The following is a 26,320-nucleotide window of genomic DNA, read 5'->3' as shown; positions in this document are numbered from 1 at the left end:
ATGAAGATAATAGATTCCACTCTAAAGCCGCAATTCGCTTCGACGTTCGACGTTGACCGCGTTCGCGCTGATTTTCCGATCCTCGAGCTCCAGGTTGAGGGTAAACCACTGGTCTATCTCGACAACGCGGCGTCCAGCCAGATGCCGCAACCGGTAATTGACCGCCTGGTACGCTACCAGACGACCCAGCACGCCAATATCAATCGCGGCGTGCACTATTTATCCGAATTGGCCACTGCGGAATACGAGGGGTCGCGCCGTAGATTGCAACGTTTCATCAACGCGCGCGAAGACAGGGAAGTCATTTTCACCAGTGGCACCACCGATGCGATCAATCTCGTTATGCATGGTTACGGCCGAAAATTCATCGGTGCCGGCGACGAAATCATTCTGACTACACTTGAGCATCATTCCAACATCGTGCCTTGGCAGATGCTCGCGGAAGAGAAGGGCGCGAAGATCCGTGTTGTGCCCATCAACGATGCCGGGGAGCTCCTCATCGATGAATACGAAAAACTGTTTACCGAGCGAACCAAATTCGTAGGTGTGTTGCATGTGTCGAATGCACTGGGTACAGTTAATCCGGTCAAGGAAATGATTGCGTTCGCGCATGCGCGCAATGTACCGGTGCTGATCGATGGCGCGCAGGCCGTGCCGCACATGACGGTGGACGTGCAAGATCTCGACTGCGACTTCTACGCTTTTTCCGGCCACAAGCTATGCGGACCAACGGGCATAGGGGTGCTCTACGGCAAAGCTGAGCTACTTGAGCGCATGCAGCCATTCAAGGGCGGCGGAGACATGATTTTGTCGGTAACTTTCGAAAAAACCACATACAATTCCATACCGCACAAATTTGAAGCAGGTACACCGCCGATCGCAGCTGCGATCGGACTCGGCGCCGCGGTTGATTATTTATCCTCGATCGGTTTGGACGCAATCGCCGCGTACGAGCTTGATCTTCTCAACTATGCGACTGAACAGATGAGCTGTATGCCGGGCGTGCGTATTATCGGCACGGCTGCAATGAAGACCGCGGTACTGTCGTTTGAGGTCGAGGGCGTGCATCCGCATGATATCGGCACGCTCCTGAATCAGGAAGGGGTCGCGGTACGGACCGGGCACCATTGCGTACAGCCGGTAATGCTGCGCCTCAAGGTACCCGCGACGACACGTGCTTCGTTTGCTTTTTACAATACGATGGCCGAGGTGGATGCATTTATCGCGGGCCTTCGCACCGTGCAAAAAATTTTCATGTAATGAACACGAAATCACTCTATCAGGAAGTTATTCTCGACCACAACAAGAAGCCCCGTAATTATGGCACGCTTGATAAAGCAAGCCACCATGCGGTTGGCCATAACCCATTATGCGGCGATCACCTCGACATTGCGCTAAACCTCGAGGGAGAGCGCATTGACGGCATTGCATTCCACGGTGAATCATGCGCGATCTGCAAGGCATCGGCTTCGATGATGACCACCGTCGTGAAAGGCAAAACACGCGCGGATGCAGAGACGCTGATCAAGGAGTTTCGTGATATGGCGACCGGCACGCTCGATCTCGAGGGCCAGCATCATCTGGGGCGGCTCACCGTGTTTGCAGGCGTGCGTGATCTGCCAACGCGTGTAAAATGCGCGATTTTGCCGTGGCATACGCTGCATGCTGCGCTCAATGCCGTGACCACTACCTCGACCGAGTCCGAGGATGACCCGATGCATGCTCCAATAGGTGATGCTTGAACCTGAATCCGGTAGTTGACCCTCCACTTCACCCGTCCAACTACCTGATTTAGGTTGAAAGGAACAGGAAATGCCAAAAATAGCGGAAATAGAAGGCACCCCAAATCGAAACGCGCTGAAGTTCATCCTGAAGGAGCCATTGACCTGGGGGGTGACATGTTCGTATGACAATGCCGAGCAGGCGAAAGACGATCCACTTGCCTCGGCATTGTTCGACATCGATCATGTGACTAACGTATTTTATGTCGATCGCTGGATCACGGTAACGCAAGACGGCGGCGCCGACTGGCAAGACCTTGCACGCGAGGTGGCCGATCCCATCCGCGCCGCGCCCGCGGCCGATGCGCAATCAGCCGCAACAGTAGCTGCGGCAACCAGTGCGATTGCCGGTTTAAGTCCGGAGGACCAGCAGCGGCTCGATACTATCAATGTCATGCTCGACGAGGAGGTTCGTCCTTATCTCCAAAATGACGGCGGCGACCTGCATGTGCTCGGGCTCGATGGCAACAAGCTTAGCGTTCATTATCAAGGTGCTTGCGGCACCTGCCCGAGCTCGATCTCAGGCACGTTGCGAGGTATTCAGAATATGCTGAGATCAATAGAACCCGATATCGAAGTTGTCGCGCTATAAAGACTGGGCGCCACGTGCTTTGCAGTATGTAGGTTCTTCCTCGTTTTGCTGCTCCAAGATGCGTTTTCGATGATATTCCTTTTCATCCGGGCATGATCGGCTATGGTATGCTCGATTTCTGCATGGCAGGGTGCTGGCCTACCGGCACCCAATGAACTAATCGGCTGCTGCGTTTTTTTTGCTGTTTTTTACGGCTCTTGCAGAGCGGGTCGCCCGGTTTTCGCGGCAGATTGCCCGTGCTTGCTCTCGCGCCATACATTATCCCCCGACCTCATATAGATGCCAGGTTCAGGCTAAGAAGAATCACAGATGCTCTGGATAAAATCGCTACACATCATTTTCATGGTGACCTGGTTTGCAGGATTGTTTTATTTGCCGCGTCTGTTTGTCTATCATGCGATGAGCGATGACCCACCAGGCATCGAGCGCTTCAAGGTGATGGAGCGCAAACTTTATTATGGGATCATGACGCCTGGCGCAGTGCTGACAATTCTCTTTGGTCTTTGGCTCTGGCTGGGTTATGGAATTTCTGGCGGCTGGTTGCATGCAAAACTTGCACTCGTCATCGTGCTGATCGCGTATCACCTCTACTGCGGAAAACTGCTCGCCGATTTCAAGTATGATCGCAATCGGCGCGGCCATGTTTATTACCGGTGGTTTAATGAATTTCCGGTGGCGATCCTGATTGCAGTGGTAATCCTGGTTGTGGTTAAGCCATTTTGAAAGATTGCTTGCTATTCCATGATGAGTTCCGCCCAACAAAAACCTGTTGATCATCAGGTAGACAAGAATAGAAATCGTGCTTCGAGAACCGCTAAACCATGCAAACAATCACGGTAGATTTTGCCTCTACGCCAAGTGAGCGTAGTTACCCGATACATATCGGCAATGGGGTTCTGAGCCATTCCGAAATTATCCTGGACCATTTGCCGCGAAAGCGCGCCGCAATCGTCACAAACACTACGGTAGCGCCCCTTTATATGGAAAAGCTGCGCAGCGTGCTGGAAGGCCAAGGCGTGGCGACCGTACCCATCGTTCTCCCCGACGGGGAAGAGCACAAGAATTGGCGGACGCTGAACTCCATATTCGATGCGCTTCTTGGTCACCGCTGTGAGCGAAGCACGCCCATCATCGCCCTTGGCGGCGGAGTCGTGGGTGATTTGGCCGGGTTTGCCGCCGCGACATATTTGCGGGGAGTGCCGTTTATTCAAATTCCAACGACACTTCTGGCACAGGTCGATTCTTCGGTAGGCGGTAAGACCGGTATCAATCATCCGCTTGGCAAAAATATGATCGGCGCTTTTTATCAGCCCCGGGTCGTACTGGCAGACACAGCAACGCTTGATACGTTGCCGGAAAGGGAATTGCGCGCAGGCATTGCCGAGATCATCAAATACGGCCTTATCCGCGACCCCGGCTTTCTGGAGTGGCTAGAACAGAATATGGCCAAGCTCCTTATCCGCGACGCTGATGTGCTGGTCGAGGCAATACGCCGAAGTTGCGTAAACAAGGCGGAGGTTGTGCAAGCCGACGAACGCGAAAGCGGTGGTCGCGCATTACTCAACCTAGGGCATACTTTTGGTCACGCCATCGAAAATGCGATGGGTTACGGTGTCTGGTTGCATGGCGAAGCAGTTGCAGCCGGTACGATGCTGGCTGCGGAACTATCCAGGCGCATGGGAATGATCGGTGAGGCCGAGGTAGAGCGAATCCGGAAAATTTATGCGCAAGCAGGGCTTTCTGCTATAGCGCCCGCTCTCGGTCCCGAAACATACCTGCGCTTGATGGGACTGGACAAGAAGGTAGAGGGAGGGAATATGCGTTTCATTTTACTGCGGCATATAGGCGAGGCCGTGCTCCATTCCGATGTACCGGCGGATATATTGACTGAAACTCTTGTGGAATGTACTGCCAATGCATGAGCTGGCGCCTTATGCGGTAACGCCGGCCAGTTCGCGCGGCCGTCGCATCGCGGAAGAATCAGCGCCAGGACGTACCGCCTTCCAGCGTGATCGCGATCGCATCATTCATTCCACCGCGTTTCGCAGGCTTGTATACAAAACTCAGGTTTTCGTAAATCACGAAGGCGACCTGTTCCGCACGCGCTTGACGCACAGCCTGGAAGTGGCGCAAATCGGCCGTTCGGTGGCGCGCAATTTGAATCTCAACGAAGACCTGGTAGAAGCTATTGCCTTGGCGCACGACCTCGGCCATACGCCATTCGGTCACGCCGGGCAGGAAGCGCTGAACGACTGCATGAAAGATTACGGCGGCTTTGAGCACAACTTGCAATCTCTGCGTGTGGTAGATGTGCTGGAAGAGCGTTACGGCGCATTTGACGGCCTGAACCTGTGCTTTGAAACTCGTGAAGGCATCCTCAAGCACTGCGCCAGAAAGAATGCCGTTAAACTTGGAGATGTGGGCGAGCGTTTCCTTTCGGATCAGCGACCGTCACTGGAAGCACAACTGGCCAATCTTGCCGATGAAATTGCCTACAACAACCACGACGTAGACGACGGTTTGCGCTCCGGCCTGATTACCCAGGAGCAACTTGCGGAAGTCAAAATATTCGAGCGGCATTTATCGATGGCAAGAAGTCATTACCCTGACATCTCGGGACGGCGTCTGATTCATGAAACCGTCCGACGCATGATCAATACGCTGGTGGGGGATTTGATCAGTCAAAGCGCCGCCAATATCGCGGATACCCGTCCGGATAGTCTTGAGGCTGTGCGGGCGGCTCCATCCCTGATTGGTTTCAGCAAGGGAATCTGGCAGGAACAACAGGAACTGAAAAAATTTCTGCGTGATTATCTGTACCGGCACTACAAAGTGGCGCGCATGAGCGCCAAGGCGCGACACACGATCCAGGCACTCTTCAAGGCGTTTTGCTCGGATATCCGGCTGCTTCCTCCAGTATTTCAGTCAAAGTATCATCACGATAAGCATCAGGCGGTGGCCGATTATATTGCCGGCATGACCGATCGTTATGCAATTCGGGAATATAGACGGTTATTTGCCATCGAGGAGAGCTGACGCTTCTACTATGCGTTTGCTGCTACTATGTCTTTAACATCTTTTATTCATTTCATTTGCTGCCTATTTGGGGTCACCGTAAAGGCTGGCGCCGACAAGGATAAAGTTCCGCCACAATCGCCACTTGCTGGCGATCATGTACCCGGAAGCCAATAGCTGATAACATTAACAAGTTAAGCCCGCGAACAATCTGTCCTCAGGAAGATGAGTTCCAACGGGGTATGATCCGGGACACAAGCTGTTACCCGGGAACTGGCGCATAAACGATGCTGTTTCTTGCTGAATTTGTACGATTAAACTGGAGCCGATGACAAGATTGAAGAACGATACCCTGCTGCGGGCTCTCCTGCGGCAACCTACTGAATATACACCGGTGTGGCTGATGCGCCAGGCTGGGCGATATTTGCCCGAGTACAACCAGACGCGCGCTCGTGCCGGCAACTTTCTCGCTCTTTGCAAAAATCCGGATTTCGCGACTGAAGTTACGATGCAGCCTCTGGCGCGATTCCCGCTGGATGCTGCAATATTGTTTTCGGACATTCTAACTATCCCCGATGCGATGGGGTTGGGGCTCTATTTCTCCGATGGCGAGGGGCCCAAGTTCGAGCGACCCTTACGTGAAGAATGGGAGATTCGTGCGCTTACGGTACCTGATCCCGAGGTACACCTGCGTTACGTAATGGATGCGGTCTCTCAAATCCGAAGGACGTTGGACAACCGGGTTCCGCTGATCGGCTTTTCCGGCAGTCCTTTCACGCTTGCCTGTTATATGGTGGAGGGTTGCGGCGGTACCGATTTCCGCCAGATCAAAACCATGTTGTACCGGCGACCGGATCTGTTGCATCACATTCTCGATATTACCGCGCAGGCTGCAACCGCTTATCTGAATGCACAAATCGAATCCGGCGCCCAGGCGGTGATGATTTTTGATACTTGGGGCGGTGCCTTGTCTCACGCAGCCTATCGGGAATTTTCTTTGCGCTATATCAGTCAGATACTGGCGGGACTAAAGCGCGAGTATGGTGGTGAGCGCGTGCCTAACATCGTTTTTACGAAGGGTGGCGGGCTATGGCTGGAGAGCATTGCGGATAGTGGTTGCGATGCGGTTGGACTCGACTGGACCGTAGATATCGCCGAGGCACGCCGACGGGTTGGACACAAAGTTGCCTTGCAAGGAAATATTGATCCCGCAGTGCTGTTTTCCACACCGGAAGTGATTGCTGCTGAAGTGGAAAAAATTCTTTCCGGTTACGGAAAAGGCAACGGCCATGTTTTCAATCTTGGCCATGGCATTTCGCAGTTTACTCCACCGGAGAATGCCCGGACCTTGGTGGAAGCAGTTCATGCCCTCAGCCGCAAATATCGCTAATACGCAATTTTATAAATAAAAAAGGCATTAAATACCAACAAAACATATCGAACTGTGCTAGATTCTCAACGAACCCCGAGCCAAGTTAAGCGCGAGTAGCGATTTTGGGTCGATGTTGATTTCCGTCGGAATCAGCTATATTTTTCAAATCGGGCATATTTTTAGGGTGTTGTTAAAATTAAATAGCCGTTTTATCTTATAATTTTTTAGTAAGCCTTCCCGTGCATATACTTATTATTGAAGATGATCCGGCTATTGCCACAAACCTCTACGATTTTCTTGAGGCGCGCGGTCACAGTGTCGATGCTGCCGCTGACGGCATCACGGGTCTGCATCTCGCGGTAACGCAGAAATTTGATGGGATTCTGCTTGATCTTGGTCTGCCGGCCATGGACGGCATCACATTGTGCCGGAAACTTCGCCAGGAAGCAGACCTTGACACGCCGGTGCTGATGCTGACCGCGCGCGATACGCTGGAGGATAAGCTCAAAGGATTTGATCACGGCGCCGACGATTACATGATCAAGCCGTTCGCGCTAAAAGAGGTCGAAGCCCGTCTCGTCGCGATGCATAAACGGCATGGCGGAAAGGTTACCAGCCGCATGCTGGAAACCGGCGATCTGTCATTTGATCCCAAAACGCTATCAGTACTTTTTGCCGGCACACCCGTTAAGCTGCCCCCCAAATGTATCCGCCTGCTCGCACTCATGATGGGCGAGCCCGGCCGCGTATTCAGTCGCAGGGAACTTGAATCCGAAGTCTGGGGCGACACGCAGGGAACCAGCGATACCTTGCGCAGCCATATGCACGAATTGCGCCGTGCATTAAGTCGCGCTGGCGGCTATGATCCGATTGAGACAATTCATGGACTTGGGTACCGCCTCATTTCCCGTGCCAGGGATTAAACGTGGCCTACGCCGACGAGTTGCGCTGGCCTTTGCGGTATTCTGCATAGTCGTCGTCGGAACGCTTGGTATCAGCTTGTATATTGCTTCTGACGATATCGAAGAGGCGCATATCGAGCAGATCATGGAAACCGAGATGGACTATCTGCTCGAGCGCTATCGCCAGAGTAGTGATTTTGTTCCCCAGGTGGGCTCAAATCTCGAAAAGTACATCATCCATGATCCCGCCGAGGAATCCAAACTCCCACAGTACTTGCAAGGGCTCAACTATAGACGCCACAAGGTTTTCAGGGGCCCGGAGGAGATTCGGGTCGCGGTACGCCATGTCGACGGCGTCAAATTTCTTGTTGCCTATGAAATCGGGCTTCATGATCAGCGGCAACAGGAACTCAGGCTTCTTATCATTTTATCGCTTCTTTCGGTGGTCGGGGTTGCGTTGCTGGTGGGGTATCTGCTTGCAGGAGTACTTGTCAGGCAAGTTACCGATCTCGCGGAGCGAGTAAGACATCTAGCGCCCGGCGCGGGACAGGACGCCACAATGATCCAGCCCGGTCAGGACGAGGAAGTGGCGCAACTAGCCCGCGCACTGGACGATTATCAGAACCGCATCACACGCATGCTGCGGCGCGAGCAGGAGTTCACCGCGAACATAAGTCATGAGTTGCGTACCCCCATCACCACCATCCTTACGAGTTGCGAACTGCTCGTTACGGAACCCGGTTTCTCGGAAAGGGCGCGTGCGCGCATCGGAATGATCGAAGTCGCAGCGACTCGCATGGGAGAACAATTGCAGGCGTTGTTATTCCTTGCTCGCGAGCAGGCGCTGGGCATCATGGAGCCCGTCGCAATCGCCGAGTGCGTTTATGATGCAGTGGAGCCTGTATGCACTGAAATATACCGAAAGCGCCTCATGTTCGAGGTTGCAGTAGAGCCGAATGCTGTCCTCACGCTAAACCGGCAAGCATTGCACACGGCTCTTGTGAATCTGCTTCGCAATGCGGTGCAATATACAGAGCGCGGTTTCATTCGCGTAAATTTTAGCCGGAAGCGTCTTTCAATCTCCGATTCCGGCATCGGTATCGAACCTTCCTATCTGCCCCTCCTTTATGAACGCTTCTTCCGCGGGTCGACGAAAGGCGAAGGCCTGGGAATCGGCCTTGCGATTGTCAAGCGTATCTGCGACCACTATGGCTGGATCATAGAGGTCGAGAGCACGCCGGGAAAAGGCGCAACCTTCCACATTACTTTTCCGTAATTCCCCCTGCATTTGCGGTTTCCACAAACATCACGCTTCGTGATCGTTCTTTTTTTGCCTTTCACAAATTAATCACAACCCCGCGACAGGTTCTTCACATGGGTTGTGGCAATCTGTGCTTCATGGCAGCACAACTATAACGTTTGTTTCGCAGCCGTAAAGCGGTGAGTTGTTCCATGATTTCACTGGTATTAAGAAAACTATTGTTACCGCTGCAGCTTCCACCATTCTATACATTTTCGATTTACAAATAAGGATAAACCGATGCGAACCCAGCGAAGAATCGTTACCGATTCCGTCACCGTTCCAGAAATTTTCATTCACCTTCGGAGGGCCATATGACAATCATATACTTGAGAGATGCAAAAAAGTCCCGTGCTGAGAACAGGCCCGCGAAAAGTGCGAACTCCGCCATTCCCGTGGAAATATTGCGGAGATCGGATCGAAGATCTTCATCGACGGGAACCTCTACGGGCTTGCGGGCTCGGCTGCTTTCCGGTACGTCGGTGAAGTACTCTCCATCGAGCTCCTGGCCGCTCGAACATACAAGCCAATGGCTCGAGTGCGCTCACCACGGCTGGTCCTGAAGGCCGGGTGATCGTAATAGTTCAAGTGGGTTAATAACTACATAAGGAGGGTTTACCATGTCAATTACCAGTCTTCTCGTACCGGCGATACTATTTTTCGCCCTCGGTATGTTCGCGCAGGTGATCAAATCGGATCTCAAGTTTCCACCCGACATGCACAAGATGATCGTTATCTACTTGCTGATAGGTATCGGGCTGCATGGCGGCAAGGCCCTGACGCAAGGGTCTATGGGCGATGCGCTGCCTGCGGTGTACGCGGCTTTTCTGTTTGGCATTGGCTTGCCTATCGTCGCATACATTATTTTGCGGGGGCTCGGAAAGATCGACCCGCTCAATGCCGCGGCAATTTCGGCGCACTACGGCTCGGTGAGCGCGGGCACTTACATGACGGCGGTGGCGTTCCTGGGCGGCATCGGCGTGACCTTTGAAGCTTATCCGGTCATCATGCTGGCAATCATGGAGTCTCCCGCGATCATGATCGGTCTGGTGCTGGCCGGCTATTCGCGAAAAGTAATGGGTGGGGCAGCCAAGGGCGAGAAGGGGATGTATATGCACCTGCTGCGCGAAGCCTTCACCAATGGCAGTATTCTGCTGCTGTTTTGCTCCATGGGAATCGGTGCAGTGGTCTCGGACCCAAGCTATCATAAGATCGAGCCGTTTTTTGAAACCATATTCATGGGCGCCTTGTGCCTGTTCCTGTGCGATATGGGCATGGAAGCGGGAAAAAGGCTGTCGGAATTTAAGGCGGTAGGAGTCTTCCTCGTCTGTTTCGGTATCGCGATGCCTCTGATCGGCGCGATTTGCGGCCTCATGGTCGGTCACTTCTGGCTTGGATACTCGGTAGGCGGAGTCACGCTGGTCACCGTGCTTGCAGCGAGCTGCTCCTATATCGCGGTGCCGCCGGCGATGCGCCTGGCTGTGCCGGAGGCTAATCCGTCTTTTTACCTGACTCTGTCACTCGGCGTGACTTTTCCGTTTAATGTGGTAATCGGTATTCCTATGTATTACGCTGCCGCCCAGTATCTGGCGGGTGTGTAGCGAAAACGGATGCCGCTGTTATCTGGGGATGATTCATCAATTCATTGAAATCCTTTCGAGATATATTTCGGCCCGGCTGAGTATTCAAATCCGACTATCAACGCATAAATATTCTGGGGAGAGAAACCATGTTTAATAGAGCAGACGTTTTAATTTCGATGATACGCATCGAGATCGTCATCGATGAAGAAAAGCTCGGTGATCTGATTGCCTTGTTACGAACAGCCGATGTGCGCGGCTACACGTTCATGAGACATGGAGGAGGCCTTGGGTCGCGCGGCGAACGTCGCCCGGATGACATTGCTCTGGAAGAAAGAAATGCCGTAGTGATTCTGGCTTGTGAAGAAAAGCAGGCTGAGAGAGTGGTGATGGCGCTTCGGCCAAAATTGAAAGAATATGGCGGAATGTGCCTGATTTCGGACTGCAAATGGATTATAGGACCTGCTGCTTCCTACTGATCCGTCTATCAGCGTGGCGCTTCAAGGATATGAAGTAAGAAGAAAGAGAATGCGCCTTTTTGAGTTTTTAAATCGACCATTGCCTGTTTCTAATAACCTGAGGAGTTGATTATGCCAAAACATCAATTTCCCGGAAAGACGTTGCTAGTTGGCTTTGCGCCTCTATCGCCGTCCGGCTTATTAATAATTATGGCAACTATTCCTGACGGGGCACCATCAAGTTCCCCGGCTTATGCCAAACGCAACAGCCGGGGAACTGATCCGTTCCAGTCGGTGCAGGGAACGGATTTTATGGATTTCGCACTTCAATCCAAAAGGTATGAAAGATGGTAAGGCCGCGTTCTCAACGGAATTGGCGTCTTGGGCGGCCGAATCGGAAGATGGAGTGAAGGATGGCTTGACTCGCAAGCTGACTGTAGTTTCCTGATTCGAGTTTAACGATCGAGATCCAACTAATTGATCAACCTGCTGGCGAAATTGAATTGTAGCTGAAATTAACCGAATTATTCGGTATAAACCTGAGCTGAGAATACAAATGGCGAGACCTGCGACAGGACGGGAGTTTGTGGAAGCGGCGAAGGAAAAAATCGCCTCAGCCAAAACAGTCGAGGCGTTGCGTGCTGCTCAGGCATTACTTCTTCCGCTGGAATTCGGGCTGTCATTGGAACAGACAGCCGTCATCATCGGTTTATCTAAAAGTAGAACGGGAAAACTGCGGACGCGGTTTCAGCGAATTGAGGCCGGCGCTGAACAGGTCAAAACAAAAAAGGGACTGCGCAATCACGCACGAATGAGTCTCGATGAAGAAGTACAGTTTCTCGCTCCATTCGTTACCCAAGCCCAGGCCACTGGCGTTCTTCCTATACACGAACTGAAAGCCGAACTTGAAAGATGCGTAGGCGGGTCCGTGTCGACATCGACGGTATATCAGTTGCTTCGCCGCCATGGATGGTCCAAGCTGGCGCACCACGTAAAAACAGATGCAACGGCCGTGCATCCACCGCAAAGAACGGGCCAGAAGAAAAATAATCCAGAAGCGTGAAGTCGGGATTGCGCACGATCGAATTGCCGCGGCCGCGCTTCGGGCGCCTGCTCTTTCCTGGTCCACGCCATCTTTTGGAGAGGCCACTCTGCCTCAATGGGTAGCCCATCGGATTTACCGCCCACACCTTCTACCCCACTTACCCAGATTCATCGTGTGCCTGACCTTGCCCCCGCATGCCTCTGAGAAACAGGGAAAATTGTGGTTCGGCTCAACAAGGAACAGGCGGTATTCACCACCTGAGCAGGTCCTTCTTAAACCTGATCCGGCAGATGGATGGGTACAAAAATCTCTTTTCGGTTTAGCACTTAGTTGACAATGAGCTGACAAGCGAGCTGAAAAATGAGCGGCTGGGGCCGATTCAGGTTAAATGCATCCCCGCCCAAGTCCCCAAGTCCACGCGAACCGGAAAACACGGCACGTGACTATGGCAGCTTTTCCAGAATACAGTTGATCTCCGAGCTATTTCGCGGGATCACGTCGTCGGCCCAAATCACCGCACCAAAGCATAGTAGGGCTTCAGCCCGAATACTATCTCAATTCTTTTTCGGTTAACGCACACCTTCCATTTAATTGGGCTTGGACGCGCGTTTACTCCTTATGCGGTAATTCCGATTTACCTACATAAAATTGACATATGTCACAAATACCATCGATTCAAAGCGTGTCATATCCCGAAATTATTATCAGTTAAGTAGCTGTATAAAAACGACTTAAACGCATATTGGCACAAGAATGAGCAAACCTGCTTTTGCGTGATGTGAAGTAGATATTTAAAACTTCACAAATTCTTGACATTTAACAGACATATTCTTCACATCGCTGGTGCTATGTTAGCGTTGCTTTTAATGCCTTAATGGATTTGTAGAGATTTAAATGTTGAATCCGCTGCAAAAGCGGCTGCCAAAGCCGGCTAAGCAAACGCTTCAGCATCTGATTGTGGGCAAGCCAGTTAAGGACTTGAGGTTACTTCCAGATCAGCTGTTTTTTACTTATGACGAAATTGAGCAGACGTCGAACAACCACCGGAAAGCAGGTCCCTCTCAGTTTTTTCTTCGTTTGAAGTTATGTTTAAATTTTTTAAAAAGGAAGGATAGGTACCATGAGTTCATCTACTATCGATAAGTCGCTGTCAACCGACGATCATGTGCCCGCTGCCACCCCGGAAGAAGTTGTCGCGCCAGGGTCGGCAGGGTTTCAGGTCAAGTATCTCGCTCGCGACGTTCAGGCTGGAATTATAACTGGAACCATGGCGGTCCCGCTATCGATCGGAATTGCCATGATGTCGGAGTATCCTATCAAAGTAGCGCTGGCGACGGTCGTTTTTGCCTGTTTCATCGGATGGGTCAATGCTTTTTTCAAGCCGGGCAATTATATCGGCGTGCCGGGGGTGGCGGCAGGTCTCGCGCCTGCTTTGGCGATGGGCGTTCATGCTTTCGGACTAGAAAATATGGCTTTTGTCATTTTCCTGACAGCCACCATGCAAGCGGTCGTGTGGAAATACAATTGGCAGCGGTATATTTTGCAGGCGGTACCGGTTTATCTTGTAGAAGGGCTTTTGGCGGGAGTGGGCCTGAAGATAGGGCTCAAATTTGCCACATTTTGCTATGAGATACCGGCAGACCAGGAAACAGCCGATGTATTCTGGAACGAGGCACGCATCCAGATCGTGCTTATATCGATAGTCGCTTTTGCCGGGTTTGTATACCTGTTTTCAAAATTCAAAGATACGAAGCCTGCAATTCCTTATTTCCTGCTGATAATAGCAAGTATCGTGCTCGCTCAATTCTTGCCGTTGTCCATGCTATTCGTGGAGGATGTTCCGTTTACGCTTTCCCTCCCGGTACCGCATATCGAGAGCGCAATGATGTGGGTGTACATTGTGGGGTTCGCCGCAATGCTTGCTACGATCGATGTGATAGAGCAGGTAATGAGCAACGCTGCGATCGAAAAAATAGATCCGCTGGGGCGAAAATGCAACACCAATAACAGCTTGTGGTCTATCTGGATAAGCAATATGGGCGCGAGTTTTTTTGGTGGCATGACCAACCTGGACGGACTGGCTAAAAGCACCACCAACAGACTGGCCGGGGCATATACCAAGTTCTCCAATGCCATCGTCGCTATGGTCGTTCTCTTCTTCTTCTTCAATTCGCACTATCTTGAGTATTTGCCGAAGTTCTCGCTGGCCGCAATCATGATTTTCTCGGGCTGGAAAATGGTCATGGGATTGTGGCACGTCGCGAACTACGGACAATATGCGTTGATGCTTTCAGTTCTTACCGCCTTGCTGGTCTTCAAGATAGGCATCTTCGAAGGCATGCTGGTAGCACTGGCGGTTCATGGGCTTATCAACTACCTGGTTTTTCAACAGGCTGGCAAGATACCGAGCAAGGTCATCATCAAGAAATATTTCGAGAAATTTTCGACAGGCGGCACCGCTGACTAGCTGACCGGGGATACAATTTAATTGGGGCGGGCACTGATGCCGCCCCTTTTTATGAATCACCTATAAAAGGAGTCTTAATGTACAAGAAGATCATGGTAGCTATCGCCGACGATGAAATTTCGCGGGTCGCATTGGAGGAGGCCCAGTATATTGCAGCAACCGATGCAGCCGTACTATGCATCGTCCATACTGTGACGAAAGGGATGAAGGGGATCGACGATGATGAGGTTAATAACCGGAAAGCCGGAGCGGCGCTGCTGGAACGTGCCAGGACAACGGCTACTACCAGTGCAACGCCTATAGTGGAGACTCGTTTACTGGAAGCAGAAGAAAGATACGGCCGGACTGCTATCGTGGAGGCCATCGCCGCTGCCGTTACGGAATGGGGCGCTGACCTGGTCGTTGTGGGTACGGAAGGCCGCCGCGGCCTGGAGCGCTTGGTTACTGGCTCTGTGGCGGAGCAACTGGTAAAAGATGTCGAAATTTCAATTTTGTTGGTCCGCCCCCACTAGGCGCCCAAAAGATTAAAAATTTTTTATCCAGGATGTGAAGAATTTGTGGTGAATGCATAAAATAGTTGTGAATTTGTGAAAAATGTGTATACTTCATGTCAAGTATTTGTGAAGTAGTTAAATACCCTTAGTCCGCTTAAAAATGTTTCTACAAGCGATTCAAGAGGGAAAAAATGTCAGGGAAGTGCGATTTGGTGGTCGAGCTTCTTTATAGGATGGATGAAGCAAGTGTTCATCTCGGTGTAAAAGATCGGCATGAAAGCGTAATTCTTACCCTGGTTGTCATACCGTCAGTAACACGTTGTCATTGAGTGACGAGTTATACATGCAAAACTTGGGCGTTTTACTTTTGACCAGCTAACCTATTTATAGGCATTTCCATCATGCTAACATCGACTAACACATTTCTTTATTTCGCTTACGGGGCGAACATGTTCTCTCGCAGGATAAACGCCTCGAATATCGCGCCATCAGCAGTAGCGGTAGACATTGGCTTCATCGAAGGGCACAGGTTTACCTTTGGAAAGGTCAGTCGTGACGGTTCCGGGAAAAGCAATATCGAAGCAACCGGTAATCAGAGGAACCGGGTTTATGGCGTTCTTTATAAGATAAGCATAAAGGATAGAGAAAGCCTGAATCAGGCGGAAGGCCTTGGAACAGGCTACAGCGAACTGAATATTCCAGTCGTTACGTCAACTGGTACACACACCGCGTTGACTTTTGCCGGGAGTTACAAAGAGGCGGTGCTCCGGCCTTATCACTGGCATAAGGCGATGGTCGTCCTGGGCGCCATCGAGCATGGCCTGCCGAGCGAATATGTCGAATGGCTGCGGATATTCGAAGCGCAAGGCGATGCCAATGTAGAGCGTTGCACCGAGAGGGAAGCGCTGTTGTACGGTGATTTGCCTCTAGCGCGATTCGAGGTTGATATGGATACGCGTCAGGCGGCAGTCAACGAAGTCTAAGGGCAAAAGCCAGTTCCCGTTTCGGGAACATTAATTCTGCGGGAGGTACTTATTTAAGTACCTCCCGTTGTTTTGCCGGAACGCTTAACTTTTTCATTTGGACCGAAGTTGCTTCAGTTAGGCGCCATCATGTTCACGATAAGGGGTGAAGTTATATAGGTGAGTCATTTAGCCAGCTTTTGATAAAAAGCGAAGCGCCGGGCGCTGATCCTGCCTTCCTGAACAGCCTGTGCAAGCGCGCAGCCAGGTTCATTCGCGTGGCGGCAATTATTGAATCTGCATCGTCCCATGTATTGGCGAAATTCGACAAATCCCCACGCCAACGCATCCCTGTCAATATGATGAAGACCGAATTCCTGCATGCCAGGAGAATCGATTATCCGGCTATTGTCATCGAGGTGGTAGAGTCGGGCATGGGTAGTGGTATGTCGCCCAGTATCAAGCGCAACGGAAATACCGGAGGTGGCGCGCTCCGCCGCCGGGATGAGCGCATTGATAAGAGTGGATTTGCCCATTCCGGACTGGCCCACCAGGACGCTGAGATGGTCGTGCAGATGGGGTAATAACGGTTCAATATCTGTCTTTGCGCTGAGTTGCAGTAACGAATAGCCAAGTTCCCGATAGAGGGAGAGGATGTTGGAAGCAGTGCTTGTCGGCTGGATCAGGTCCGCCTTGTTAAGTACGATCAGTACTTTTATACGCTGGTTCTCAGCTGCAGCGATGCAGCGATTAATCAGTTCTTCGCTAAAACTCGGCACCGCAGCCACTACGATAATAACCTGCGTAATATTGGCGGCGATGAGTTTTTCGCGGAAAGCATCGCTACGATACAATAGCGCGCTACGAGGCATTATGTTTTCAATTACGCCTTGCCCTGATTCTGTCGGCTGAACCTCCACCACATCGCCGCAGGCGACCCCCCCCTTTTTTCCACGCATTACGCACGACAGTGCTGCTCCGCTTACGGTTTTAACGAGAAAAGATCTGCCGAATGCGGCGACTATCTGCCCGGTAATCGGCGACGTGGTTGGAACCCGCTGAAGTGTTCTCAAATGTTGAATAGGGTATCGATTTTCGCCGCGCAAATGAAGTCATTCTCGGACAATCCGTTGATTGCATGGGTGGTATATTCGACTTTACATTTATTGTAACCAACCATGATGTCCGGGTGATGATCTTCGCGATGGGAAATCCAGGCAACGGCATTAACAAAAGCCATCGTCTGATAATAGTTCTTGAAGTTATAGCTTTTTTTAATTATTTTATCGAAAAACTCCCACCCCTCGAGCTGTTGCATCAGCAGCATTATTTCCTTGGGAGAAAGTGGAGGCATGTTGCCCTCGCAGGGTTTGCATTGCTTTCTAGTGAGATCATTGGCAGTGGCGCTCATTGGTACTCCTGCTGGTCAGTGAAAAAAATAGCTGATCCTACTCCAGAAGTTCAATTATGCGCCAGGTTTTGCAGACGCGCTATTCTCATCGCGGCGGGCGGGTGGGAATCATAAAATGCCGAATGCAAGGGGTCTGGAGTCAGCGTGGCAGCGTTATCCTGATAGAGTTTTAGTAGCGCACGTATGAGGTCAGTGGCCGATGCGTTACCTGCAGCATACTCGTCAGCCTCGAATTCATGCTTGCGCGAGTATAGACTTGCCACGGGCTGGAACAGAAAAGTGAACGTGGGCATTACTAAAAAAAACAGCAGCACCGCCATAGCGGAGGAAGGCATGTGCGAAACGGAAACCCCTAATCCCTCGTAAAACCAGTCCTGTTGCATCAAATAACCCAGTCCCCATAAAAATACAAGGCTCATGGCGAACGTCCATACGATACGTTTGATAACGTGGCGTCGTTTGAAGTGTCCCAATTCATGCGCTAATACCGCCTCGATCTCGGGTGTATCCAGACGAGAAAGCAATGTGTCAAAAAAAACAATCCGCTTGGTCTTGCCGAAACCGGTAAAATAAGCATTCCCATGATTGCTGCGGCGTGAGCCGTCCATTACGAAAAGCCCGCTGGATTTAAAGCCACATCGCCGCATCAGTTGTTCAATACGTGCCTTGAGCGGAGCGTCTTCAAGCGGAGTGAACTTATTAAAAAGCGGCGCGATCCAGGTCGGGAAGATGGCGAGAACCACCAGATTGAAGCCCATCCATGCGAGCCAGGCGTAAAACCACCAGCTCGGCCCCATTTTCTGCATTAACCATAAAATACCGAGTAGCAGCGGGATGCCCAGCAGTCCTCCCAGCATCGCGCGCTTGATCAGGTCGAGAAAAAACATGCGAGGGCTCATTTTGTTAAAGCCAAATTTGTGTTCGATAACAAAAGTTCGATAATAACTTACCGGAATTCCTGCTACGCTCATCAGTAGCACCGCGCTGACAATAAGCGCTATGCCGTGTATCAGCGGGTCGCCAAACCAATTTGACCAGAAACCCGCCAAAGCATTTAATCCGCCGCCCAAGGTAAGTGCCAGCAGAAGCAACGTATCGAGCGTTATGCCGATATATCCCAACCGCGTTTTGGCACAGGTATAGTCAGCCGCTTTTTGGTGCGACTCCAATGTAATCCTGGAAGAGAAATCGTCGGGCACGCGATCTCGATGTGCGAGAACATGATGGATGTGACGTGTTGCCAGCCATATCCGCGCTAAAAAAGTAAGCGTCAGAGCGGCAAGAAAGAGGGTGGTGAACGTTTGCATGGTCTATGAGTGGGCGCAGCGGCAACACAATGAAAGGTGACGGGTCAGTACCGATATGACACAATTACACGTTGAAAATTCAGCAAAGTGATCAAATTATGGCACAAGACAATAATAACCTCATCTGGATAGACATGGAAATGAGCGGGCTCAGTCCGCAGGATGATCATATCCTCGAGGTCGCTCTCGTGATAACTGATTCTCAACTGAATATGGTGGCGGAAGCGCCGGTGCTGGTCCTATCCCAGTCCGAAGCCGTGCTTGACGGCATGGACAACTGGAATAAGTCTACGCATGCAAAATCCGGCCTCATGGACAAGGTGAGATCTTCCAGCCTGAAGGAAGCCGAGGTAGAGGCGTCCATGATTACGTTCCTGCAAGAGCATATTGCCGCGGGAATCTCTCCCATGTGCGGCAATTCTATATGTCAGGATCGGCGTTTTCTGGCGCGGTGGATGCCACAGCTGGAATCGTATTTTCATTATCGTAATCTGGACGTAAGCAGCCTGAAGGAATTGGTAAAACGCTGGAAGCCGGAAATCTCGGCAGGCTTGACAAAGCAATGCAAGCACGAGGCGCTGGCGGATATTTACGACTCCATTGCTGAGATGAGATACTATCGCGAGCACTTTATCAAAGCATAGCGCTGATTAAAATCCAGCTACGCGATTCCCTCTCGGCTTTCGGGTTGAGGCAACTCTCCACTTTCCCTTTCAAATTACCTATGTCCTCCGGCACTGTATTTACTATTGCTGTCAATCCAAAAATACCCCCTCGTCTATTGCGGCTTGAGGAACTGGCGAATGATCTTTGGTACAGTTGGGACCGCTCCACGCGCTCGCTATTTTCCCGGCTGGATCCCAGCCTTTGGGCGACAGTGGGACACAACCCCAAAGACTTTCTCAAGCGCGTGGATGAGTCGCTGCTGCTGAGAGCCGCGGAGGACCAGGTATTTCTGGCTAATTACAACAGCGTTCTTTCGGCTTACGATTCATATCATTCAGAGCCCGTGCGAAACGGCGCAACGGCAGGCTTGCACCCTGATGACCGGGTGGCATATTTTTGTTTCGAGTTCGGTTTTCATGAGAGCTTTCCAATTTATTCGGGTGGCCTTGGCATCCTGGCGGGCGACCATTGCAAGGCAGCGAGCGATTTGCGCTTGCCATTCGTCGGGGTGGGTTTGCTCTACCGTCAGGGATATTTCTTCCAGACCATCGATAATCTGGGTAATCAAAGAGTTACCTATACTGATTCGGATTTTGAAGATCTCCCCGTAGCGCCCGTGTTGGGCGACAATGGTTCCGAAGTACGAATCGAAGTGGAAATGCCGCAACGGAAGGTCGTCGTGAAGGTCTGGCAGGCAAAGATCGGTCACGTTACGCTTTATCTGCTTGATACGAATTTAGCGGAAAATTCTCCAGAAGACCGCGATATCACGCATCAACTCTATGGTGGCGACCGGAACCTGCGCATCAAGCAGGAAATCCTGCTGGGCATTGGCGGTGTCCGCGCCTTGAGGGCGGTGGGAATCAAGCCCACGATATGGCATATCAATGAAGGGCATGCTGCGTTCATGATGCTGGAACGTATGCGTAATCTGGTGCAAGAAGGGCTGGATTTTGCGAGCTCGCTGGAGGCAGTGGCGGCAAGCACGGTGTTCACAACCCATACGTCGGTACCGGCAGGACATGATCACTTCGGCGATGACATGATGGACGCTTATTTCGAAGGGTTTTACCGTGATCTTGAAATCACCCGGGAAGAATTTATGGCGCTGGGCCGCGTTCGCGGCAGCCACGATTTTAACATGACAAATCTTGCCATTCATGGCTCGCGTTTTCAGAACGGCGTGAGCAAGATACACGGCAACGTTTCCGCGCGAATCTGCAGAGATTTATGGCCACAGATCGAGCCGGAAGAAAATCCGATGGCGCATATCACCAATGGCGTGCATGTGCCGACCTTCCTGGCTCAGGAATGGCCGGATTTATTCGACCGCTATCTCGGCTATGAATGGCGTAACAATATGTGTGATACCGATTACTGGTCGCGTATCAGCGCCATTCCCGATCACCTGTTCTGGAGTGTGCGGCAAACACTGAAATCCCAGATGTTATATAGCATACGTGCGCGTCTCGCGGTTCAAATTTCCCGCAATCATGGTTCTGAAGCGCATCTCGACCGCCTGCTGAGATTCACTGATCCCATAAATCCAAACATTCTGACGCTCGGCTTTGCGCGCCGTTTCGCCACGTACAAACGCGCGACACTGCTATTCGATGACCTCGACTGGTTGCGCAGGATCATGCTCAATCAGGACCGCCCGGTCATGATTATTTTTGCGGGTAAGGCGCATCCCGCCGATGTCCCGGGGCAGGACCTGATTCGCCGCATCAACCAGGTTGCCCAGCTACCAGAATTCGAGGGACAACTTTTGCTGGTTGAGGATTACGATTTACGTCTAGCCCGGCGGTTGGTGGCCGGAGTCGATGTGTGGCTCAACAACCCGGTATATCCGCTGGAGGCAAGCGGGACCTCAGGCATGAAAGCAGGTATAAATGGAACACTCAACCTGAGCGTGCTCGATGGTTGGTGGGGCGAGGGCTATAACGGCAAGAATGGCTGGGCGATCAAGCCCGGACCGGAAAACATGGATATGGCGCGGCGCGACAAGGAAGAGAGCAGGGATTTCTATGAAACGCTGCAGGATCACGTGGTGCCGCTCTACTATACGCGCGATAAATTGGGTTACTCCCCAGGGTGGGTGAAAATGGCGAAAGACTCAATGATATCGTTGTTGCCGCGCTACACGGCCGCGCGCATGGTAAGGGAGTACACCCAGAAGTTTTATGTGCCGGCCAGCAGGCAAGGGGCACTTTACGCCGCCGATGACTTCAGCGGGGCGAAAAAAATCGCGGCCTGGAAAGCTTTCGTACGGAAAACATGGGAAGGCGTAGCGATTCGTCGATTAGATACGCCACGCAAGCGTATCAGTTTTGGTGATGCTGTGCAGTTTGATGTCGCGGTAAGGCTGAATGGTTTACAGCCTGAGGACGTGATAGTGGAAATGTTGATTTGCCGTCAGCGCAACAAGGTCACTTTACGTGAGTTCAATCATATCAGGTTCGAATTTAGCGGCATCGAAGAATCGGGCGAGCACCTGTATTCACTGAGCCTTACTCCGGATTTATGCGGAAAGCTGGACTATTACATACGCGTTTATCCATATCAACTATTGCTGACGCATCCATTTGAAATGGGAATGATGGTGTGGGTGTAATTTCCTTTTTTCAATTTAGTCCAAGGGGGCGCGCGCCAGCGCCATGCTTCGCGGCCCCACCCGGTCCCCACCCGGTCATTGAAACAAATATCCTCCCTGTGATTCAAAACGCCGAATAAGGCTCCAGGTTTTCCCGGCAATTGCTCTATCTCGGCGGGGAAATCAGGAGAAAAGCGACAAGTAGATTTGCCGGTACGCAGCAGCGCTTGAATGCCAACTAAAATCTTTTGTCATGCCGTTTTTTTTCAAGCGGCACCACACTGATTTATCGTGATAAGCAACGGCGACCCGCCGAATCGCGCTGAGAAAATTGTCTGCGGTCATGTCGTGGAACATGAAACCACTGGCGCTTTTGTCGGCCAGAGCCGCAGGCGTGCAATCGACTACGGTATCGCGCAAGCCGCCGGTCGCGTGGACCAGCGGAGGCGTACCGTAGCGCTGACTGTACATCTGGTTCAAGCCACACGGTTCGAAGCGTGAAGGCATCAGGAAGCTGTCTGCGCCCGCTTCTATCAAATGGGCAAGTTTTTCGTCAAAGCCGATACGGACGGCCATTTTCCCCGGATAATTGTTTGCCAGCCTGGCAAACTCCTGCTCCAGCGCCGTTTCACCGCTGCCCAGAATCACCAGTTGGGCCGGTATTTCGGTTAACCGCGCTGCAACTTGCAATAAAAGATCGTAACCCTTCTGATAAGTAAACCGCCCGACGGCGCCGAATAACGGGATATGGGGTTCGGCAGCCAGCCCCATCAATTGTTGTAATGCAGTTTTGTTGTGGGCTTTGGCTGCAAGATTGGTAATCGCATAATTTTGCGTAATATAGCGATCAGTAGCAGGATTCCATTCTGAAGCGATGCCATTGATGATCCCACTGATATGCTCGCGCCGTGCAGCCAGCAGCCCTTCCATGCCAAAGCCCAGCGGCGCCGTCTGAATTTCTTCAGCATACGTCGGACTCACGGTGGAGATGTGGTCGGAATAGTAGAGCCCAGCCTTGAGAAATGACATGTCGTCGTAATATTCCAGGCCATTTATATCAAAACTTTCGGCAGGCAAGCCCAGTTGAGCTACCGTATCGGGCGGAAATACACCTTGGAAAGCGAGATTGTGTATCGACATCAGCGATGCCGCTTTTTTTCCTCTATGGAAATGCAAATACGCCGGCACCAGGCCGCTTTGCCAATCGTTGCAGTGCACAACGCGTGGACGCCAGACAAGCGGGCTGGCATCACTGGCCAGAACTGCGCCAATTTTCGAGAGAAGTCCGAAACGCAAAGCATTATCAGGCCAGTCGTGTCCGGCACTATCCACGTATGGGCCACCTTCCCGGCTGTACAGTACGGGGCAATCAATGATGAAAGTGGGAAGAAATGAGGATGCGCCCAACGGCAGCTTTGCAGATAGCAGCGTCGACGGCGGAAATGGGAATTGATTCCTGAATTCGGCGATCTTTTGTTTGTTTTTGAGGCCCGACAGTACTTGAGGATAGCCTGGGATGAGTAAACGTACGTCGATCTTCAACTGGCGCAACGCTGGGGGTAGCGCCGCGCTGACATCCCCCAGGCCCCCGGTTTTATTCAGGGGATAAATTTCCGGCGTGATAAACAGAATGCCGGAGTTGGAATTTGCTAAAGCTCGTGACATGAGGTCCACCCATTAAGATTTCTTGGAAAGAACGAGAAATGAAGATCAGTCCGGGATTTCACTGATTTCCATCCGAAACCAGCTGATCGAGCAAGGCGTCGTCTTGATGCCGCCATTCATCAGAAAAGGAATGAGCTGGCCCAGGCTCGCGCTGAGTATTCCTGGCGACCGTTGTGCAAGGCGAGTTCGATTGTCAGGTACGTTTTGCTACGGCTTGCTGGAAAGAAAGACGATCGGTAGAGTCTTGTTTATTTGACGTGTCTTCGCGACTCGAACGCATCAGCCGTTGTCGGGCGATTATCGATTAGAAGCGCGATAGGGCGATGCGGCAAGCCCCATCTCATCCATTCATATCTTGCCAAGGGAGCATTATTCAAGCGAAAGAATAATCCCCGCCAGCGGCGGGAGGCAGATAACGATCGAGTCGGGCCTTCCCATCCATGATTCGCCGGTAGTATCGATGCACCCCATGTTGCCCAGATTACTGCCGCCGTAGTGTGAGGAATCGCTGTTGAATAATTCGGTGTACCTGCCTTTGGCAGGTACACCGATGCGATAACGTGTGCGTGGCACAGGCGTAAAATTGAGAACGATCAGGGCGAATGAGCCATCGCACGCGCGGCGCAAATAGCTTATGACAGAGTTGTCGGCATCATGGCAATCCACCCACTCGAAACCATCAGATAAGAAATCGAGCTGGTGTAATGCGACGATACTGCCATACAAATGATTGAGGTCGCGTAATGCAGCCCTGACGCCGCGGTGCTGTTCGTCGCGTAATTGACCCCAGTCCAGTTCCCGTCCTGAATTCCATTCACGTCCCTGGGCGAATTCATTGCCCATGAAGTTGAGCTTTTTACCGGGATAAGTCATCTGATAAGTGAATAACAGGCGTACGTTTGCGAATTGCTGCCACGCGTCGCCCGGCATTTTGCCCAGCAGCGATCCCTTGCCATGCACTACTTCGTCATGCGAAAGCGGCAGGACGAAATTTTCCGTGTACGCATACAACTGGCCAAAAGTAAGCTGGTCTTGGTAGAAACGCCGATAAACCGGATTATTACGGATGTAGGATAGCGTATCGTTCATCCAGCCCATATTCCATTTCATGGAAAATCCCAAACCGCCAGTATAGGCAGGGCGAGATACTGCTGGCCATGAAGTGGATTCTTCCGCCAGCGTCAATGCACCGGGGAATTCCTCATGCACCATTATATTCAGTTCACGCAGGAAATCGATAGCTTCCAGATTTTCCCTGCCTCCATATTTGTTGGGTAACCATTCACCCGGCTTGCGTGAATAGTCCAGATAGAGCATGGACGCAACGGCATCCACGCGCAGGCCATCAAGATGAAATTCCGATAACCAGAAATGGGCGCTGGATAACAGAAATGATTTGACTTCGTTGCGCCCAAAATTGAAGATATGTGTTCCCCAGTCCTGGTGCAGGCCAATACGAGGATCCTCGTGTTCATACAGTGCGCTGCCATCAAATCGCGACAACGCAAATGCATCTTGAGGAAAGTGCGCCGGCACCCAGTCTAGAATTACGCCGATACCCTCCAGATGACAGGCATTAACGAAATATTTCAGGTCGTCAGGTGAACCAAAACGACTGGTAGGTGCGAAATAGCCGGTCGTCTGATAACCCCAGGATTCGTCAAGTGGATGCTCTGAAATTGGCATCAACTCAACATGGGTGTAGCCCATTTCACGCACATAAGGAATCAAATGCCGGGCGAGTTCACGATAAGAGTAAAAACCTCCATCAGGATGCCGCTTCCAGGACCCGGCATGAATTTCGTAAATGTTCAGCGGCGCCTGCAACCAATTCCACGTTGCACGGTTTAGCATCCATTCAGCGTCGTCCCATGCTGATTTGCCAACCACGGGCGTGCGCGCTGCATTGTTGGGCCGCAATTCATAGTGTCTGGCATAGGGGTCGGTTTTAAGAAGGATTGCACCACTGTCGCGGTTGCGTATTTCATATTTGTAGAGTGAATCCGGGGAGAGGCCGGGAATAAAGAGTTCCCAAACGCCACTGAAGTCATGAACCGCCATCGGATGCACTCGGCCGTCCCATCGGTTAAAGCCGCCTACAACACTTACCCGCTCGGCATTAGGCGCCCATACCGAAAAAAGTACGCCGGCTATACCCCCTCGTTCCGCGATATGCGAACCCAGGGTTCGATAAGCTTGCCGTAATCGGCCTTCATTGAACAAATAGACGTCATAATCGGAAATTTGCGGCTGGAAGGCATAGGCGTCATAAGTTTCGTACAAGCATGCTTCCGGCCATGCGCTACCGTCTTCGACGCGCAACAGATATGGCATGAACGGTAACGCGACGCCGCGCCATTCAAAAACTCCGGCAGGATGTGCCCGCTTCATCCCCTCGAAGCTACCTTCTATATTGATCCATACATTTATCGCATACGGATAAAATACCCGAATCAAGCTATGGCCATGCTCAATGCGAGCACCGAGATAACTGAAAGGATTATGAAGTCGAGCTGCCAACAGCGCTTCCAGGGATGGGTCGACTTTGACCGTTACGCCGTGATGTTTCAGATCGGATTGCATACGTCGATTATAGCTTGAAGGATAAGGCGGAACATGGCCATGAATTGAAATTCAACGTGGGTAATTTCCTGAACCTCTTGTAACCTTCTTGTCCGCTTCATGCTCCCCTCCTCATGCTCTTCCCCTT

At 51.6% G+C, this 26,320-nt stretch carries 23 protein-coding genes; 18 read left to right on the top strand and 5 right to left on the bottom strand.

All coding sequences use genetic code 11. The annotated features are described in order from the left end of the window. From BLS94_RS06215 to BLS94_RS06135, 16 genes are all read left to right on the top strand, one after another. Window positions 1-1,260, top strand: a complete 1,260-nt coding sequence (locus tag BLS94_RS06215; protein ID WP_090958607.1) for a cysteine desulfurase — start codon at window positions 1-3, stop codon at window positions 1,258-1,260. Continuing rightward, window positions 1,260-1,742, top strand: a complete 483-nt coding sequence (sufU, locus tag BLS94_RS06210) for a Fe-S cluster assembly sulfur transfer protein SufU (protein WP_090958604.1) — start codon at window positions 1,260-1,262, stop codon at window positions 1,740-1,742. The genes BLS94_RS06215 and sufU overlap by 1 nt, the downstream gene beginning before the upstream one ends. 70 nt (window positions 1,743-1,812) lie before the next feature. Beyond that, on the top strand, window positions 1,813-2,373 hold the full coding sequence (locus tag BLS94_RS06205) for a NifU family protein (RefSeq protein WP_072767184.1): 561 nt from the start codon (window positions 1,813-1,815) through the stop codon (window positions 2,371-2,373). 309 nt (window positions 2,374-2,682) lie between these two features. After that, on the top strand, window positions 2,683-3,096 hold the full coding sequence (hemJ, locus tag BLS94_RS06200) for a protoporphyrinogen oxidase HemJ (RefSeq protein ID WP_090958600.1): 414 nt from the start codon (window positions 2,683-2,685) through the stop codon (window positions 3,094-3,096). Window positions 3,097-3,194: 98 nt separating this feature from the next. After that, a complete protein-coding gene (gene aroB, locus BLS94_RS06195; protein ID WP_090958597.1) occupies window positions 3,195-4,295 on the top strand; it encodes a 3-dehydroquinate synthase in 1,101 nt (366 codons plus the stop codon). Then, window positions 4,288-5,409, top strand: a complete 1,122-nt coding sequence (locus tag BLS94_RS06190) for a deoxyguanosinetriphosphate triphosphohydrolase (RefSeq protein ID WP_090958594.1) — start codon at window positions 4,288-4,290, stop codon at window positions 5,407-5,409. Before aroB ends, BLS94_RS06190 begins: the two co-directional genes overlap by 8 nt. 307 nt (window positions 5,410-5,716) lie before the next feature. Continuing rightward, window positions 5,717-6,778: a uroporphyrinogen decarboxylase gene (gene hemE / locus BLS94_RS06185; RefSeq protein ID WP_090958590.1), complete on the top strand. Its 1,062-nt coding sequence runs from the start codon at window positions 5,717-5,719 to the stop codon at window positions 6,776-6,778. Between the two features lie 221 nt (window positions 6,779-6,999). Next, window positions 7,000-7,683, top strand: a complete 684-nt coding sequence (locus tag BLS94_RS06180) for a response regulator transcription factor (protein WP_072767179.1) — start codon at window positions 7,000-7,002, stop codon at window positions 7,681-7,683. Next, complete coding sequence (locus BLS94_RS06175) at window positions 7,643-8,938, top strand: sensor histidine kinase (RefSeq protein WP_090958588.1); 1,296 nt, start codon at window positions 7,643-7,645, stop codon at window positions 8,936-8,938. Before BLS94_RS06180 ends, BLS94_RS06175 begins: the two co-directional genes overlap by 41 nt. A 644-nt stretch (window positions 8,939-9,582) precedes the next feature. Further along, complete coding sequence (locus tag BLS94_RS06170; protein ID WP_090958585.1) at window positions 9,583-10,563, top strand: sodium-dependent bicarbonate transport family permease; 981 nt, start codon at window positions 9,583-9,585, stop codon at window positions 10,561-10,563. A 128-nt stretch (window positions 10,564-10,691) separates the two neighbouring features. Continuing rightward, window positions 10,692-11,021: a P-II family nitrogen regulator gene (locus BLS94_RS06165; protein WP_256325305.1), complete on the top strand. Its 330-nt coding sequence runs from the start codon at window positions 10,692-10,694 to the stop codon at window positions 11,019-11,021. 111 nt (window positions 11,022-11,132) lie between these two features. Further along, on the top strand, window positions 11,133-11,354 hold the full coding sequence (locus tag BLS94_RS14525; protein WP_143021654.1) for a hypothetical protein: 222 nt from the start codon (window positions 11,133-11,135) through the stop codon (window positions 11,352-11,354). Window positions 11,355-11,556: 202 nt separating this feature from the next. Continuing rightward, window positions 11,557-12,063: a COG3415 family protein gene (locus BLS94_RS06155; RefSeq protein WP_090958579.1), complete on the top strand. Its 507-nt coding sequence runs from the start codon at window positions 11,557-11,559 to the stop codon at window positions 12,061-12,063. Between the two features lie 1,102 nt (window positions 12,064-13,165). After that, the gene (locus tag BLS94_RS06145) at window positions 13,166-14,512 is read left to right on the top strand and encodes a SulP family inorganic anion transporter (RefSeq protein WP_090958572.1); all 1,347 of its coding nucleotides are present in this window, start codon (window positions 13,166-13,168) and stop codon (window positions 14,510-14,512) included. 77 nt (window positions 14,513-14,589) lie between these two features. Continuing rightward, window positions 14,590-15,024, top strand: a complete 435-nt coding sequence (locus BLS94_RS06140) for a universal stress protein (protein WP_090958569.1) — start codon at window positions 14,590-14,592, stop codon at window positions 15,022-15,024. A gap of 383 nt (window positions 15,025-15,407) precedes the next feature. Continuing rightward, window positions 15,408-15,989 (top strand): gamma-glutamylcyclotransferase, encoded by a 582-nt coding sequence (locus BLS94_RS06135; RefSeq protein WP_090958566.1) that lies wholly within the window; start codon window positions 15,408-15,410, stop codon window positions 15,987-15,989. 164 nt (window positions 15,990-16,153) lie between these two features. Here the strand turns inward: BLS94_RS06135 and rsgA are convergent, their stop codons facing one another. The 3 genes from rsgA to BLS94_RS06120 are packed head-to-tail and all read right to left on the bottom strand — an operon-like array spanning window position 16,154 to window position 18,686. Continuing rightward, window positions 16,154-17,041 carry a ribosome small subunit-dependent GTPase A gene (rsgA, locus tag BLS94_RS06130; protein ID WP_256325304.1) on the bottom strand — a complete coding sequence of 296 codons (888 nt, stop codon included), beginning with the start codon at window positions 17,039-17,041 and terminating at the stop codon, window positions 16,154-16,156. Then, a complete protein-coding gene (locus BLS94_RS06125; RefSeq protein WP_090958561.1) occupies window positions 17,038-17,379 on the bottom strand; it encodes a 4a-hydroxytetrahydrobiopterin dehydratase in 342 nt (113 codons plus the stop codon). The genes rsgA and BLS94_RS06125 overlap by 4 nt, the downstream gene beginning before the upstream one ends. Window positions 17,380-17,429: 50 nt before the next feature. Continuing rightward, window positions 17,430-18,686 carry a M48 family metallopeptidase gene (locus BLS94_RS06120; RefSeq protein ID WP_090958558.1) on the bottom strand — a complete coding sequence of 419 codons (1,257 nt, stop codon included), beginning with the start codon at window positions 18,684-18,686 and terminating at the stop codon, window positions 17,430-17,432. 98 nt (window positions 18,687-18,784) lie between these two features. On the opposite strand from BLS94_RS06120, the gene orn reads away from it, so the two are divergent. Both orn and glgP read left to right on the top strand, forming a co-directional pair. Continuing rightward, window positions 18,785-19,330: an oligoribonuclease gene (gene orn / locus BLS94_RS06115; protein WP_072767166.1), complete on the top strand. Its 546-nt coding sequence runs from the start codon at window positions 18,785-18,787 to the stop codon at window positions 19,328-19,330. A gap of 80 nt (window positions 19,331-19,410) precedes the next feature. Further along, complete coding sequence (gene glgP, locus BLS94_RS06110; protein WP_090958555.1) at window positions 19,411-21,966, top strand: alpha-glucan family phosphorylase; 2,556 nt, start codon at window positions 19,411-19,413, stop codon at window positions 21,964-21,966. A gap of 162 nt (window positions 21,967-22,128) precedes the next feature. Here glgP and glgA read toward each other — a convergent pair whose 3' ends face one another. Further along, the gene (gene glgA, locus BLS94_RS06105) at window positions 22,129-23,610 is read right to left on the bottom strand and encodes a glycogen synthase GlgA (protein WP_090958552.1); all 1,482 of its coding nucleotides are present in this window, start codon (window positions 23,608-23,610) and stop codon (window positions 22,129-22,131) included. Between the two features lie 369 nt (window positions 23,611-23,979). Then, complete coding sequence (glgB, locus tag BLS94_RS06100; protein WP_090958549.1) at window positions 23,980-26,193, bottom strand: 1,4-alpha-glucan branching protein GlgB; 2,214 nt, start codon at window positions 26,191-26,193, stop codon at window positions 23,980-23,982. Window positions 26,194-26,320: the final 127 nt, after the last annotated feature.

Origin of the sequence: Nitrosospira sp. Nsp18 (assembly GCF_900103145.1) — a bacterium.
Lineage (GTDB): Bacteria > Pseudomonadota > Gammaproteobacteria > Burkholderiales > Nitrosomonadaceae > Nitrosospira.
The sequence above is the reverse complement of the archived record's forward strand: the minus strand, read 5'-3'. Positions and strand labels throughout refer to the sequence as shown.